Origin of the sequence: Nocardioides mangrovi, from assembly GCF_020073815.1 — a bacterium.
Lineage (GTDB): Bacteria > Actinomycetota > Actinomycetes > Propionibacteriales > Nocardioidaceae > Nocardioides > Nocardioides mangrovi.
The window spans coordinates 40,847-53,845 of record NZ_JAIQZJ010000005.1; the positions used below are offsets into that span (position 1 = coordinate 40,847).

The window sequence follows — 12,999 nt, forward strand, 5'->3', positions numbered from 1 at the left end:
AGGCTGGTGATGTGTCCAACGTGTTCGCGCTCGAGTGGGGCCTGATGTCGCTCCTGGCCCTGCTGATGCTCGCGGTGAAGGTCTTCGCCTTCATCAGCAGCCTGACCTACTCCAACGAGGCCTACGACGCCGCGAACAAGCTCAACAAGCCCGCCTGGACGATCATCCTGGGCATCGGCGTCGCCGCCCAGCTCGTGCTCGGCGGCCTGGGCGGCATCATCAGCCTGGCGTTCACCATCGCGGCGCTGGTCTACCTCGCGGACGTGCGACCCGCCCTGCGCTCCCTCACCCGACGGCGCTGAGGTCGGCGTCGACCATCCGGCCGACCACGTCGGCGAAGTCGACCGTCGGTGACCAGCCCAGCAGCTCGCGTGCGCGCGTCGCGTCGCCGATCAGCTCGGTGGGATCGGTCGGCCGGACGAAGGCCGGGTCGATGACGACCAGCGGCTCCCAGTCGTCGATGCCGGCGTGACGGAACGCCGCCGCGACGAACTCCCGCACCGAGTGGCCGACCCCGGTGGCCACGACGTAGTCGCGGGCCACGTCGGCCCGGGCGGCCCGGACCATCGCGTCGACGTAGTCCGGGGCCCAGCCCCAGTCGCGCCGGGCGTCGAGGTTCCCCAGCGAGAGGTGAGTTGCCCGCCCAGCCGCGATGGCGGCGACCGTCGCGGTGATCTTGCGGGTCACGAACTGCTCCGGGCGGCGAGGGGACTCGTGGTTGTAGAGGATCGCACTGACCGCGTGCAGGTCGCGGTGCCGGTAGACGTCGACCATCAGGTGGGCGTAGGCCTTCGCCGCGCCGTACGGGTTCAGGGGGCGCACGGGCGTGGTCTCGTCCTGTGGGGAGCGTTCGGGCTGGCCGAAGATCTCCGCGCTGGAGGCTTGGACGAAGCGCACCGGCTTGCCCTGCTTCTCCTGCACCAGCAATGCCGACTCGAGCAGCGCCGCCGCGGCCAGGCCGTTGACGCGAGCGGTCAGGTCGGGCTCGTCCCACGAACGGGCCACCGAGCTCAGGGCCGCCAGGTTGTAGACCTCGTCCGGGGCCAGGTCGAGCAGCAGTGAACGGACGTCCTCGACCGAGGTCAGGTCGCCTCGGTGGAGCTCGACCCCCGGCGCCGACGGCAGCGGCTCGAGGTCGTGGGCGAGCGCGTGGACCTCGACCCCCTCGGCCACGAGGCGCTCGCCGAGGTAGGAGCCGTCCTGGCCACTGATCCCGGTGATGAACGCGCGCGCCCCCGTGGTCACCGAGCTCACCAGCCCTGACGCGTCGCGGCGAGGTCGGCGTCGACCATCATCGCGACCAGCTCGCGGAAGGAGACCTTGGGCTTCCAGCCGAGGACCTCGCGCGCCTTGCTCGCGTCACCGATGAGGTGGTCGACCTCGGCGGGGCGCATGAAGCGCTCGTCCTGGCGGACGTACGGCGTCCAGTCGTCGATGCCGACGTGGGCGAAGGCGGCGTCGAGGAAGTCGCGGATCGAGTGCGTCTCGCCGGTCGCCACGACGTAGTCGTCGCCCCGGGGCTGCTGGAGCATCAGCCACATCGCCTCGACGTAGTCGCCCGCGAAGCCCCAGTCGCGCTCGGCATCGAGGTTGCCGAGCACCACGTGGTCCTGGAGTCCCAGCTTGATCCGGGCGACGGCCTCGCTGATCTTGCGGGTCACGAACTCGGGGCCGCGGCGCGGCGACTCGTGGTTGAAGAGGATCCCGGACGAGGCGTGCATGCCGTAGGACTCGCGGTAGTTGATCGTCATGTAGTGGCCGAAGACCTTGCTCACGCCGTACGGCGAGCGCGGCCAGAGCAGGGTGCGCTCGTGCTGCGGCACCTCCTGGACCTTGCCGAACATCTCCGAGCTCGACGCCTGGTAGAACCGCACGTCCTCCGGGTGGCCGCCCGCGTGCAAGCGGACCGCTTCAAGCATGTTGAGCACGCCTTTGGCGGTGACGTCGGTGGTGAGGGCGGCGTTCTCCCAGGAGTAGGCGACGAACGAGACGGCGCCCAAGTTGTAGACCTCGTCCGGGTCCGAGTCACGCAGGGCGCGGATGAGGCTGGACATGTCCGTCAGGTCGCCGTGGTGGAGGCGTACGTCGGGGAGCAGGTGCTCGACCAGGTCGCGCTTGGGGTTGTTCTGCCCGCGGATCAGCCCGTGGACGTCGTACCCCTTCGTGAGCAGGAGCTCGGCCAGGTAGAGCCCGTCCTGGCCGGTGATCCCGGTGATGAGCGCGGTCGGCATGGGCCGATCCTCGCAGAAGGAGGGTCAGTACGCGCCGCGAGAGCCGAAGACGGCGCCGACCGTGCGGCCGAGGATCGAGAGGTCCTGGAGCATCGACCAGTTGTCGACGTAGTAGAGGTCGAGGCGGATGGCCTCCTCGAGGCTCAGCTCACTGCGCCCGGAGACCTGCCACAGACCGGTCATGCCGGGGCGGACCCGGAGCCGCCGGATCATCGGACCTTCGTAGAGGGCGACCTCTCGAGCGACCTGGGGACGCGGGCCGACCAGGCTCATGTCACCCCGCAGCACGTTGAAGAGCTGCGGCAGCTCGTCCACGGAGTAGCGGCGCAGCCACCTGCCGGGCTTGGTGATCCGCGGGTCTTCCTTCATCTTGAAGAGCAGCGCCGTCTGACCGGTGTCCTCCTGCAGCTTGGCCACGAGAGCCTCCGCGTTGAGAACCATGCTGCGGAACTTCAGGCACTGGAACTCGGCGCCGTCGCGCCCGATCCGCGTGTGGCTGAAGAACACGGAGCCTCGGTCGAACATCTTGATGCGCAGGGCCGCGAAGACCAGCAGCGGGCTGAACGCCATGATCAGGGCGATCGAGCCGACGATGTCGAAGAGCCGCTTGCCCCACCGGACGGCGTCCGTCGAGCGCGGTGGGTCGATGTGCATGAGTGGAAGTCCGCCGACAGGTCGGACCTGGATGCGCTCACCAGAGACGTCCGTGACGCTGGGGGCGACGACGACCTTGACATCGGCCTTCTCCAGGTCCCAGACGATCCGTCGGAGCTGACCGGCCGACGAGAGCGCGCCGCCGGCGAAGAACACGACGTCGACACCGGTCCGGCGCACGACGTCGGTCACGTTCTCGGCTGTGCCGAGGACCGGAACACCCGCATGGGTCTCACTGCCAGGGGTGTCTGCCGGGATGGCCGCGCCGACCACGTGGTAGCCGAGCCAGGTCTCACGGGACAGTACGGCGGCCACCTCGTCGACGTGGCGCCGAGACCCGGCGATCAGGACCTGGTGCTGGAGGTAGCCCTGGCGACGAGCCTGGTGGATCGCTCGGCGCAGCAGGAAGCGGCCCAGCAGCAGAACCGGAATGCCGAAGACGAAGAGCAGCACGAAGAAGCCGCGGGACATCGAGAACTTGGCGAGGTAGCACGCGACTCCGACGAGTCCAGCGGTCACGAGGCTGGCGTTGAAGACCCGCTTGTACTCGTCAGTGCCCGCGCCGAAGGCGTCCTCCCGGTAGCCGCCGAACGCGGCGATGAGGAGCAGCCAGCCGATGCCGATCAGGGGACCTGCGACCATGACCGACGAGGACACGTCGGCGGGGTCGTCGAAGATGCCGAGGTGCTGCCGCCCCGAGATGCCGACCAGCTCGGCACCCGCCACGACGGCTGCGTCCAGGATCAGTGCGGAGGCAGGCAGGTAGCGCAACGCCCTGCTGGGGGGGCCGATCGTGGTCCCCGTCTGCCGTACCGAGAGAAGTGTCATCCGCCTACCCAACAGCCGTCGTCGCGAGGCTGGCGCCTCGCTCCCCGTCAACAACCGTCCCTGATCATCCCTTGTCCGTCGAGAGCCCGTCCGGGCTATTGGTAAAGAGAATCGCAAGAGATTGTTACGGGAAGCGAATCGGGCGGCATCGGGCAGATTTCAGCCGCTCGGCGTTTCGACTGGGGTGGCCCAGGTCACACTGCAGGCATGACGATCCTGCCGGTGGCGCTCGGGGTGGCGCTCGCGTGGTGCGCCGTCACGCTGCCGCTCGCGGTTGCGGTCGGCCGGGCGTTCCGGGACGGCTCCCGCGAAGCGGGGCCGGATCAGGAGGCGGCGGCGGTCGGGGCGCTGCTCTCGTAGAGGTCCCACGCACCGAGCGCCTCGGGGTGGATGCCCATCGCTGCGCACCAGCTCTCGAACGGGGTGGTCAGGCGCTCCGGCTCAGCGGTGAAGTCGATGATCACGACGTGTCTCCCTCCGTGGATGTAGGCCCCCGATCGGTGGGTCGACCGCCGACCTGAGGTGTTTTCCCGAACTTTCTCCACCTCATGCATCGGCCGCCGGTCGGTTGACCTTGAGGCGCGAGCGGCCTAGCGTTGTCAACCAATTGGTTGAGGAGGGCGGATGTCCGATCAGCTGTCCCGCGCGTTCCAGGCGATGGCCGACCCGACCCGGCGCGACATCGTCGCCCGGCTCGCCGTGAGCGGCGATGCCACGGTCGGCGAGATCGCGGCGCCGTACGACGTGAGCCTGCAGGCGGTCTCGAAGCACCTCAAGGTGCTCGAGGACGCCGGGCTGGTCACCCGCAGCCGCGACGCGCAGCGGCGGCCGGTGCACCTGGAGGCCGGGGTCCTCGACCTGATGACGGGCTGGATCGAGCGCTACCGGCAGCAGGCCGAGGAGCGGTACGCCCGCCTCGACGCCCTGCTCGCCGCCACCGAGGAGGAGACCCTGGGGAGGGGAGCATCATGAGCACCACGAGGAACATGACGCAGATCGAGGCGGTGCCGGACCTTCCGGTCATCCGCATCACCCGCGAGTTCGACGCGCCACGCGAGCGCGTCTTCCTCGCTCATGTCGACCGGGAGCTGTTCATCCAGTGGATCGGCCCGCGCAGCGTCGGCACCACGGTCACCGACTGGGACGCCCGGACCGGTGGCCGCTACGCCTACCGCAACACGCGCCCCACCGATGGCCTCGACACCGGCTTCTACGGCTCCTTCCACGAGGTCCGTGAGCCGGAGCGGATCGTGCAGACGTTCACGTGGGAGGGTGCTCCCGACGGCGTGAGCCTCGAGACGGTGACCTTCGCCGAGCTCCCGGGCGGCCGGTGCCGGATCGTCGCCACCTCCGTCGTGGAGACGATCGAGGGACGCGACGCCATCCTGGCGAGCGGGATGGATGTCGGCGTCAAGGAGGGCTTCGAGAAGCTCGACGGGCTGCTGGAGGGACGATGACCCCGGCCGTGCACCACCGCAGCGTCGCCGCCGACTTCACGGATCGGGTGCTCGGCACGACGGACTGGGACGCCCCGACGCCGGTCGACGGCTGGGTGGCGCGCGACGTCGTCGACCACCTCGTCACCTGGCTGCCGGAGCTGCTCGTGTCCCGGTCGCTGCCTCGACTGGCGTCGGCTCCGGTGCCTGACGGAGATCCGGTCGCGGTATGGCAGGCCCACGCGGCGGCCGTGCAGGCGCTGCTGGAGAGCCCCGACGCGGCCGTCGACGTCGTCGATCCCCACCTCGGCGGCCGGACGCTGGGCGAGATGGTCGACCAGATCTACACCGCCGACGTCTTCATGCACACCTGGGACCTGGCCCGGGCCACCGGTCAGGACGCTACGCTGGACGACGAGACCTGCGCGGCACTGCTCGCCGGGATGGAGCAGATGGAGGACGCGATCCGGGCGAGCGGCCAGTTCGGCGCGCGGGTCGAGGTCTCGGCCGGCGCCGACGCGCAGACCCGGATGATCGCGTTCATCGGGCGCGACCCGGAATGGCGACCGCCTCGCTGACCTGCCGGGCGCTCAGGCGGCGCCGCGGAGCGACTGCGCGAGCTCGAAGAGTGGCCAGGCGTCCGGGTCCTCCGGGCTGAGGTGCACGCGCTCGCACCAGAGCTCGAACGGGGTGGCGAGCGGGGTGTCGTCGTAGTCCGAGAGGTGCACGGCGGAGTCCTTTCGCGGGCGATGCGAAAAGACTAGCAATTAGATAGACAAAGTCAAGAAGATCGCGCCTGTCGGGCCTCCCAGGCGCTCGCAACCATCGAGCGGAGGTCGTGGCGCATCTGCCACTCGAGGTCCCGGGCGGCGAGCTCGCCGCTGGCGACGATGCGGGCGGGGTCGCCGGGGCGGCGGTCCTTGAGCTCCGGCTCGAAGTCGATGCCGGTGACCTCGCGGACGGTGTCCATGATCTGCCGCACCGACACACCCTCGCCGCTGCCGAGGTTGTAGACCGGCTCGAGGGTGTCGCCCGCGAGCAGCCGGCGGGCCGCGACCACGTGCGCGAGCGCGAGGTCGGAGACGTGGACGTAGTCACGGACGCAGGTGCCGTCCGGCGTCGGGTAGTCGGTGCCGTTGATGCTCGGCGTCCGGCCGTCCGCGAGCGCGTCGAAGACGAGCGGGAAGAGGTTGTGCGGGCTGGTGTCGGCCAGCTCCGGGGTGCCCGAGCCGACGACGTTGAAGTAGCGCAGCGAGGTGTGCCGCAGCCCGTGAGCCCGACCGGTGTCGCGGATGATCCACTCGTCGACGAGCTTGCTCACGCCGTACGGCGACTCCGGGTTGGTCGGCGTGGCCTCGGTGACCACGTCGACGTCGGGCGTGCCGAACGTGGCGGCGCTCGAGGAGAAGACGAGCGGCTTCACGCCCGCCTCGTTCATCGCCCACAGCAGCTCGATGGTGCCGGTGAGGTTCTGCTGGTAGGTCGTGATCGGCTTGGACACCGAGACGCCGGCGTACTTGAAGCCCGCGAGGTGGATGACGCCCTCGACGGCGTGCTCGCGCAGCGCGGCCAGCACGGCCTCGCCGTCGGTCGTGGTGGCGCGGACGAAGGGGACGTCGTCGGGGACGTAGTCGGCGTGACCTGAGGCCAGGCTGTCCAGCACGACAGGCTTCATGTCGGCCTCGTGCAGCGCCTTGACGACGTGTGACCCGATGTAGCCCGCTCCTCCGGTGACCAGCCAGCTCATGCCTGTCCCTCTCTGTCCGCCTGTCGGTGCCGTCGAGGATAGTCAGAGGTGGCCCCGGTGCTGGGGGCGCCTAGGGTGGCTCGTATGCCTGCTCGGACCCTCGGCTGCCTGCTCGCCGTCCTGATCGGCCTCACGCTCGCTCCGGCGGCGGCGTACGCCGAGCACCCGGACGGCGTGGCCGCCCGGCAGGCGAAGCCGCTCGCGGGCCGGCTCGTCGTGCTCGACCCGGGCCACCAGCTCGGCAATCACAACTACCCGCGGCAGATCAACCGCCAGGTACCCGCCGGCGGCTTTACGAAGCCCTGCAACACCACGGGTACGGCGACCAACGGCGGCTACCCGGAGGCGACGCTCACCTGGCAGGTGGCCCGACTGGTCCGTGCCCGGCTGGTCGCGCTCGGCGCGAAGGTGATGATGACCCGGCACAGCAATCGCCAGGACCGGTGGGGTCCCTGCGTCGACGTCCGCGGCCGCGACGGCAACAAGCGGAAGGCCGACCTCAAGATCAGCATCCACGGCGACGGGTCGTACACCGCCGGCGCCCGGGGCTTCCACGTGATCGCGCCGACCGACCGGCGCCCCTGGACCCACGACATCTACCGCTCGTCGAAGCGGCTCGCCGTGGACACCCGGGCCGCCCTGCGCCACCGCGGACTGCGGGTCGCCAACTACATCGCCGGCGGCGACGGCCTCGACTTCCGCTCCGACCTCGGCACCCTCAACCTCTCGAACATCCCGACCGTGATGGTCGAGCTCGGCAACATGCGCAACCCGACCGACGCGCGCCGGATGACGTCCCGCGACGGCCGGGCGCGCTACGCCCGCGGGCTGGTCGGCGGCGTACGCCGCTTTCTGGAGTGATGGTCCTCAGCGGGTGAGGAGCAGCACGACGCCGACTGCGCCGGCGGCCCAGACGGCCAGGCCGGTGCCGACCAGGACCCAGATGCTCGTGTCGGACATGCGGGAAGAAGTCTCGGCTGAGTCCACGGCCAGGACGCTACGTGTGACTGGACCCTCGCACTGTCGGCTTGCTGACACTTCACCCCTGTGCGGTTGAATGGACACATGAAGCGGCGGTTCGTGGCGGCGGTGGCCGGCGTGGTGCTCGGGCTCGGGGCCGTGACGGCGTGCACCGGGAGCGACGAGTCGAGCGACGGGGGCACGGCGAGCGGCGATCCAGGGGCGCCGGTTGCGACCATGAACGCGGATGGTCTGCCGGCGGACTACCCGCGCGACCAGGCGCCGTTGGTGACCGGTGGCGAGGTCACGAGCGTGGAGGCGCACGGCGCCAAGAGCTACGACGTGACGATGCTCGTGGACGGCGCCCCGGCCGAGGTCGTGCCGAAGGCCGTCGATCTGCTGACCGGGGCCGGGTGGACCGTGCAGACGGGTACATCTGACCCGGCAGAGGCCGCCCAGGTGCTGCGCGACGGCAAGGGGTTGGCCATCATCACCAACTCCGCCAAGGAAGACCAGACGTCGCTCTCGTACACGATCAAGCTGCCCTGAGGCCGACTCTCGGCGTACGGGGTTTCGAGGCTCAGGCGCCAGAGCGCCTTCGCACCTCAACCGCCGGCTGTGCGGGGTTTTCGAGGCTCGTCGCTGGCGCTCCTCGCACCTCAACCACCGGGAGCGTCAGTCGACGAGGATCCCCTCGAGGATCACGCCGATGACGTCCCGGACGCGGTCCTCGATCTCCTCCTCCGTGGGCTCGTGCTGCTCCAGGCGGCGGCCGAGGGCGAAGAAGAGGCCGGCGCCGTAGATCAGGTCGGTGACCGCGGTCGGGGTGAGCTCCTTGGTCCGCTCGCCGCGGGCGGCCGCCCGGTCGAAGATCGTGGTGATCACGTGGCGGTGGACGGTGCCGACCTCCTGGGTGAACTGCCCGAGCTTCTCGGTGGTGCTCGCGGAGTCCATCACGACCCGGAAGTTGGCCCAGCCCTCGGAGCTGGTCAGGTTGTGGAAGATGTTCGACGCGAGCGCCGTCAGGTCCCCGACCAGGGTGCCGGTGTCGACGACCGCGACCTGCTGGCTGCGCAGGCGTACGGCGTCGGTCAGCAGCGAGTCCTTGTCGTGCCAGCGAAGGTAGACCGTCGACTTCCCCACGCCCGCGCGGCGCGCCACGGCGTCCATGGTGAAGCCGGCCCAGCCGTGCTCGGTGTACTCCTCCAGCGCCGCGTGCAGGATCTTGTCCTCCACCCCCGGTGATCGCGGGCGTCCCCGCGCGCGGCGTACCGGCTCTACTTCCCCGTCCCCCGTCATGCTCGCATTAGAACAGCAGACACACGCCGTCGGAATAGCCCGAACAGGGGAGGTAGCCTCGGGTCTCGTGCCGGCGACCTTCCACTGGAGCGACTGGTCGCTGACGGACCTCGTCGCGGCCAAGGGCGCCCACCGGGTCAGCCTGGTGGTCCCGGCCCGCAACGAGGCGGCCACGGTCGGCGACGTCGTGGCGAAGGTCCGCGCGGCCCTCGTGGACACCGTCGCGCTGGTCGACGAGATCGTGGTGATCGACTCCGACTCCACCGACGACACGTACGCCGTCGCCGCCGACGCCGGCGCGATCGTCCACCGCTCCGCGGAGATCCGCCCCGACCTCGGCACCCGCCCGGGCAAGGGCGAGGCGATGTGGAAGTCGATGTTCGTGACCTCCGGGGAGCTCGTCGTCTTCATGGACGCCGACCTGCTCGACTGGGACACCCACTTCGTCCCGGGGCTCCTCGGGCCGCTGCTGACCCGTCCGGAGGTCGAGCTGGTCAAGGGCTTCTACGAGCGGCCGATGGGCTCCGGCGACGGCGCCGTCCCCTTCGAGGGCGGGCGGGTGACCGAGCTCGTCGCACGCCCGCTCATCCACCTGCTTTTCCCCCATCTGAACGAGCTGCACCAGCCGCTCGCGGGGGAGTGGGCGGTACGCCGCACCCTCTTCGAGGGGCTGCGGGTGCCGCACGGGTACGCCGTGGAGCTGGCCGCGCTGGTCGACACCGAGCGCAGCCGCGGGATCGACGCGATCGCGCAGGTCGACCTCGGCGTACGCGCGCACCGGCACCAGTCGCTGCGCGACCTGACCGGCATGGCGACCGAGATCATGGCGGTCGCCCTCGCCCGCACCGGCGCCGGCCCGGCCGTCGACGAGCGCCCACCGGTGGAGGAGGTGCGATGACGCTGAGGCTCGGCCGTCACGAGTTCGCCGACGACGCCACGCTGATGATGGCGATCGTCAACCGCACGCCCGACTCCTTCTACGACCGAGGCGCGACCTGGGCCGAGGACAAGGCCTTCGAGCGGGTGGCGCTGGTCGCCGCGCAGGGCGCCGAGATGGTCGACATCGGCGGCATCAAGGCCGCCCCCGGCGTCGAGATCTCCGAGGCCGAGGAGAAGGCCCGGGTGATCGACTTCGTCGCCCGCGTCCGCGAGTCCTTCCCCGACCTGGTGATCTCCGTCGACACCTGGCGCGCGTCCGTCGGCGCCGCCGCCTGCGCCGCCGGCGCCGACGTCCTCAACGACGCCTGGGGCGGCGCCGACCCCGAGCTGGTGGACGCCGCCGCCGCGGGCGGCGCCGCGATCGTCTGCACCCACACCGGCGGCGTCACGCCCCGCACCCGCCCCTACCGGATCGAGTACGACGACGTGGTCGCCGCCGCGATCGCCGACACCGTCGCCTACGCCGAGCGCGCGATCGCCGCCGGCGTGCCCCGCGAGTCCGTGGTCATCGACCCCGCCCACGACTTCGGCAAGAACACCTTCCACTCCCTCGAGGTCACCCGGCGGCTCGGCGAGATGGTCGCGACCGGCTACCCGGTGCTCGTCTCGCTCTCCAACAAGGACTTCGTCGGCGAGACCCTCGACCGCCCGGTCGGGGAGCGGCTGGTCGGCACCCTCGCGGCGACCTCGGTCTGCGCCCTCGCCGGGGCCCGGATCTACCGCGTCCACGAGGTCGTCGAGACCCGCCAGACCGTCGACATGGTCTGGTCGATCGCGGGCCGCCGCCCGCCCCGCCGCGCCATTCGGGGGCTCCAGTGACCCGCGTCGTGCTGGTGCCGGGCGCGCTCGCGCTGCTCCGGGAGTACGCCGGCCTCGAGGACCCGGTCGCCGAGCTCCGCGCGGCCTGCCTGGGCGCGGTCGGCTGGCTGGGCACCGACGTGACGGTGCTGGCCGACCGCCAAGGGGAGCGGGTCGCGGCGTACCTGCTGGCGGCGACCGAGCGCGGGGGAGCGGAGGCGTCGTACCTGGTCGTCGGCAACGGCTCGGCGATGCGCACCGAGAGGGCCCCCGGCCACCTCGACGAGCGGTCGTCGGCGTTCGACGAGGCCCTCGGCGCCTCGCTGCGGGCCGGGCGGCCCGAGGTCGACGCCGAGCTGGCCCGGGAGCTGTGGGCCAGCGTCGACGGGATCGCGCAGCTGCGCCGTTCAGGGGAGCTGGGGCCGGCCACGGTCGACTACGACGACGCGCCCTTCGGCGTGCAGTACTGGGTGATGCGGTGGCAGGCGTGAAGATCCTCCTCGGCCCCGAGACCGACAACCTGACGGAGCTCTACGCCCCGCTCGGGACGCCGTGGCTGCGCGCCAACATGGTGACCACCGCCGACGGCGGTGCGTCCGGCTCGTCCGGGACGAGCGGCTCGATCAACAACGCCGCGGACAAGGTCGTCTTCGACCACCTCCGCGCAACCACGGACGTGATCGTGGTCGGCGCCGGCACCGCCCGGATCGAGGGCTACCGGCCGGCCGACCGCCCGATCGTCGTGGTCAGCCGCAGCGACGAGGTCCCGGAGCGGCTGCGTGGCGGCCCGGAGGGCAGCGTGCTGGTGCGGCCGCTCGACGACCCGGCGGACTTCAAGCAGTGGCTCGTCGACCGGGGCTGGAGCCGGATCCTCTGCGAGGGCGGGCCGTCGCTCCTGGGCGACCTGCTCGCCGCCGGCGTGGTCGACGAGCTGTGCACGACCACCGTCCCCCGCCTCGTCGGCGGCGACGCTCCGCGGATCGTGGGCGGACCCGCGCTCGACGTACCCCTGCGGCTGCACACGCTGCTGGAGTCGGACGGGACCCTGCTCGCCCGCTGGCTGGTCGGCTGACGCGACCGAGGACGCCGTCAGGCGTGCGGCCGGTGGCGGTCGACGTAGCGGAGCACGCGGGTGAACATCGTGCTGAGGGCCGTGAGATCGGGGGTGGAGCTCACCGGTCGGTCGGCGAGGTGGAACATGGTCGGGGCAGCCGCGGCGGGGTCGACCCGCGCGGCACAGGCGGCCAGCACCCGGGCCGCGTCGCGGACGGCGAGCGGGTCGACCGACCACATCGCCTCGAACGACCGGTCGGCGTCGTCCACGAGCTCCTGGCCGGGCACCTCCCACGCCGTGAGGACGACCGGCAGCTCGTCGCTGTCGCAGACGACGGCCCACTCGCGCAGCAGCGGAGAGTCACCCGGCAGCGTCACGCGGACCAGCGGTGCGGCCTCCCGGTCGGCCGGGGGCGCACCGAAGTCGGCGAAGACGAAGGCCGACGCCGCGACCCGGGAGAGCTCGGTCCACCGACGCAGGGACGGCTGGAAGTGCCGAGCGTGCTGGAACGCACCGAAGATGCGCGCCCGGTCCGCCCTCGCGCAGAACTCGTCCTCGATGGCCCACGACAGCGCCGTCAGCGTCGACTTCCGGAGCACCTCGACCGCCAGGTGTGGATGCCGCTCGCGCAGCGTCGCGAAGACCGAGCCCGTGCCGGCCACCGAGGTCGGCCCGGAGGCGTCGAGCGGCCCCGTCTCCGAGGAGCTCGCGCCGCGGATCGCGGCCGTCAGGCTGAGCCCGGCGTCGCGGAGTCTCAGGACCTCCGCCACCCGCGCGACGTCACCCCGGTCGTAGCGCCGGTGGCCGCTCGGGAGGCGGATGGCGGTGGGGAACCCGTGCCGCGACTCCCACGCGCGCAGCGACGCCACCGACACACCTGTCTCATGGGCCAGGTCGCCGATCGAGAGCAGGGGTCCGGACATGGGGCCGTTCTACCCGATCACGCGCATATCTGAACAGAAGGTCTAGAGCAGTACTCAAAATCTAGACATCGTGTTCAGATCTCGTTCATCCTGGTCTGGGCGGTGTGCACGAGCCGGCCGTCCCGCCGCA

General features: G+C 71.1%; 19 protein-coding genes. 11 read left to right on the forward strand and 8 right to left on the reverse strand.

Annotation, left to right across the window (positions count from 1 at the left end; translation table 11 throughout):
* Positions 1–11 precede the first annotated feature (11 nt).
* The gene (locus tag K8U61_RS10125; RefSeq protein ID WP_224122890.1) at positions 12–302 is read left to right on the forward strand and encodes a DUF2516 family protein; all 291 of its coding nucleotides are present in this window, start codon (positions 12–14) and stop codon (positions 300–302) included.
* On the opposite strand, the gene K8U61_RS10130 is transcribed toward K8U61_RS10125, so the two are convergent.
* The 3 genes from K8U61_RS10130 to K8U61_RS10140 are packed head-to-tail and all read right to left on the reverse strand — an operon-like array spanning position 286 to position 3,656.
* Positions 286–1,254, reverse strand: coding sequence for a GDP-mannose 4,6-dehydratase (locus tag K8U61_RS10130; RefSeq protein WP_224122891.1), 969 nt, complete (start codon positions 1,252–1,254; stop codon positions 286–288). The two genes, K8U61_RS10125 and K8U61_RS10130, sit on opposite strands and share 17 nt — an antisense overlap.
* Positions 1,251–2,231, reverse strand: coding sequence for a GDP-mannose 4,6-dehydratase (gmd, locus tag K8U61_RS10135; RefSeq protein WP_224122892.1), 981 nt, complete (start codon positions 2,229–2,231; stop codon positions 1,251–1,253). The genes K8U61_RS10130 and gmd overlap by 4 nt, the downstream gene beginning before the upstream one ends.
* A 24-nt stretch (positions 2,232–2,255) precedes the next feature.
* Positions 2,256–3,656 carry a sugar transferase gene (locus tag K8U61_RS10140; RefSeq protein WP_224122893.1) on the reverse strand — a complete coding sequence of 467 codons (1,401 nt, stop codon included), beginning with the start codon at positions 3,654–3,656 and terminating at the stop codon, positions 2,256–2,258.
* A gap of 264 nt (positions 3,657–3,920) precedes the next feature.
* Here K8U61_RS10140 and K8U61_RS10145 point away from each other — a divergent pair, with 264 nt between their 5' ends.
* Positions 3,921–4,073, forward strand: a complete 153-nt coding sequence (locus K8U61_RS10145) for a hypothetical protein (protein ID WP_224122894.1) — start codon at positions 3,921–3,923, stop codon at positions 4,071–4,073.
* Here the strand turns inward: K8U61_RS10145 and K8U61_RS10150 are convergent.
* Entirely contained in the window at positions 4,037–4,177 is a 141-nt protein-coding gene (locus K8U61_RS10150; RefSeq protein ID WP_224122895.1) for a hypothetical protein, read from the reverse strand. The genes K8U61_RS10145 and K8U61_RS10150 overlap by 37 nt on opposite strands.
* 160 nt (positions 4,178–4,337) lie before the next feature.
* On the opposite strand from K8U61_RS10150, the gene K8U61_RS10155 reads away from it, so the two are divergent.
* From K8U61_RS10155 to K8U61_RS10165, 3 genes are read left to right on the forward strand one after another with little or no spacing between them, the layout of a single operon-like run.
* Complete coding sequence (locus K8U61_RS10155; protein ID WP_224122896.1) at positions 4,338–4,685, forward strand: ArsR/SmtB family transcription factor; 348 nt, start codon at positions 4,338–4,340, stop codon at positions 4,683–4,685.
* The gene (locus tag K8U61_RS10160) at positions 4,682–5,170 is read left to right on the forward strand and encodes an SRPBCC family protein (protein ID WP_224122897.1); all 489 of its coding nucleotides are present in this window, start codon (positions 4,682–4,684) and stop codon (positions 5,168–5,170) included. Before K8U61_RS10155 ends, K8U61_RS10160 begins: the two co-directional genes overlap by 4 nt.
* A complete protein-coding gene (locus K8U61_RS10165; protein WP_224122898.1) occupies positions 5,167–5,727 on the forward strand; it encodes a maleylpyruvate isomerase N-terminal domain-containing protein in 561 nt (186 codons plus the stop codon). The genes K8U61_RS10160 and K8U61_RS10165 overlap by 4 nt, the downstream gene beginning before the upstream one ends.
* A gap of 12 nt (positions 5,728–5,739) precedes the next feature.
* Here K8U61_RS10165 and K8U61_RS10170 read toward each other — a convergent pair whose 3' ends face one another.
* Together K8U61_RS10170 and galE are read right to left on the reverse strand one after the other, a co-directional pair.
* Entirely contained in the window at positions 5,740–5,877 is a 138-nt protein-coding gene (locus K8U61_RS10170; protein WP_224122899.1) for a hypothetical protein, read from the reverse strand.
* Positions 5,878–5,930: 53 nt separating this feature from the next.
* Positions 5,931–6,896, reverse strand: a complete 966-nt coding sequence (gene galE, locus K8U61_RS10175; protein ID WP_224122900.1) for a UDP-glucose 4-epimerase GalE — start codon at positions 6,894–6,896, stop codon at positions 5,931–5,933.
* Between the two features lie 84 nt (positions 6,897–6,980).
* On the opposite strand from galE, the gene K8U61_RS10180 reads away from it, so the two are divergent.
* Complete coding sequence (locus K8U61_RS10180) at positions 6,981–7,757, forward strand: N-acetylmuramoyl-L-alanine amidase family protein (RefSeq protein WP_224122901.1); 777 nt, start codon at positions 6,981–6,983, stop codon at positions 7,755–7,757.
* A gap of 204 nt (positions 7,758–7,961) precedes the next feature.
* The gene (locus K8U61_RS10185; protein WP_224122902.1) at positions 7,962–8,405 is read left to right on the forward strand and encodes a hypothetical protein; all 444 of its coding nucleotides are present in this window, start codon (positions 7,962–7,964) and stop codon (positions 8,403–8,405) included.
* Positions 8,406–8,531: 126 nt separating this feature from the next.
* Here the strand turns inward: K8U61_RS10185 and K8U61_RS10190 are convergent, their stop codons facing one another.
* Positions 8,532–9,092 (reverse strand): TetR/AcrR family transcriptional regulator, encoded by a 561-nt coding sequence (locus tag K8U61_RS10190; RefSeq protein WP_224122903.1) that lies wholly within the window; start codon positions 9,090–9,092, stop codon positions 8,532–8,534.
* A 130-nt stretch (positions 9,093–9,222) separates the two neighbouring features.
* Here K8U61_RS10190 and K8U61_RS10195 point away from each other — a divergent pair, with 130 nt between their 5' ends.
* Genes K8U61_RS10195 through K8U61_RS10210 form a run of 4 tightly spaced genes read left to right on the forward strand, consistent with a single transcriptional unit; the run spans position 9,223 to position 11,964 of the window.
* A complete protein-coding gene (locus tag K8U61_RS10195; RefSeq protein ID WP_224122904.1) occupies positions 9,223–10,053 on the forward strand; it encodes a glucosyl-3-phosphoglycerate synthase in 831 nt (276 codons plus the stop codon).
* Positions 10,050–10,913 carry a dihydropteroate synthase gene (gene folP / locus K8U61_RS10200; protein WP_224122905.1) on the forward strand — a complete coding sequence of 288 codons (864 nt, stop codon included), beginning with the start codon at positions 10,050–10,052 and terminating at the stop codon, positions 10,911–10,913. The genes K8U61_RS10195 and folP overlap by 4 nt, the downstream gene beginning before the upstream one ends.
* Positions 10,910–11,383, forward strand: a complete 474-nt coding sequence (locus K8U61_RS10205) for a class III extradiol ring-cleavage dioxygenase family protein (RefSeq protein WP_224122906.1) — start codon at positions 10,910–10,912, stop codon at positions 11,381–11,383. The genes folP and K8U61_RS10205 overlap by 4 nt, the downstream gene beginning before the upstream one ends.
* Positions 11,380–11,964, forward strand: coding sequence for a dihydrofolate reductase family protein (locus K8U61_RS10210; protein WP_224122907.1), 585 nt, complete (start codon positions 11,380–11,382; stop codon positions 11,962–11,964). Before K8U61_RS10205 ends, K8U61_RS10210 begins: the two co-directional genes overlap by 4 nt.
* Before the next feature lie 17 nt (positions 11,965–11,981).
* Here the strand turns inward: K8U61_RS10210 and K8U61_RS10215 are convergent, their stop codons facing one another.
* Positions 11,982–12,869 (reverse strand): DICT sensory domain-containing protein, encoded by an 888-nt coding sequence (locus K8U61_RS10215; protein WP_224122908.1) that lies wholly within the window; start codon positions 12,867–12,869, stop codon positions 11,982–11,984.
* Between the last annotated feature and the right edge of the window lie 130 nt (positions 12,870–12,999).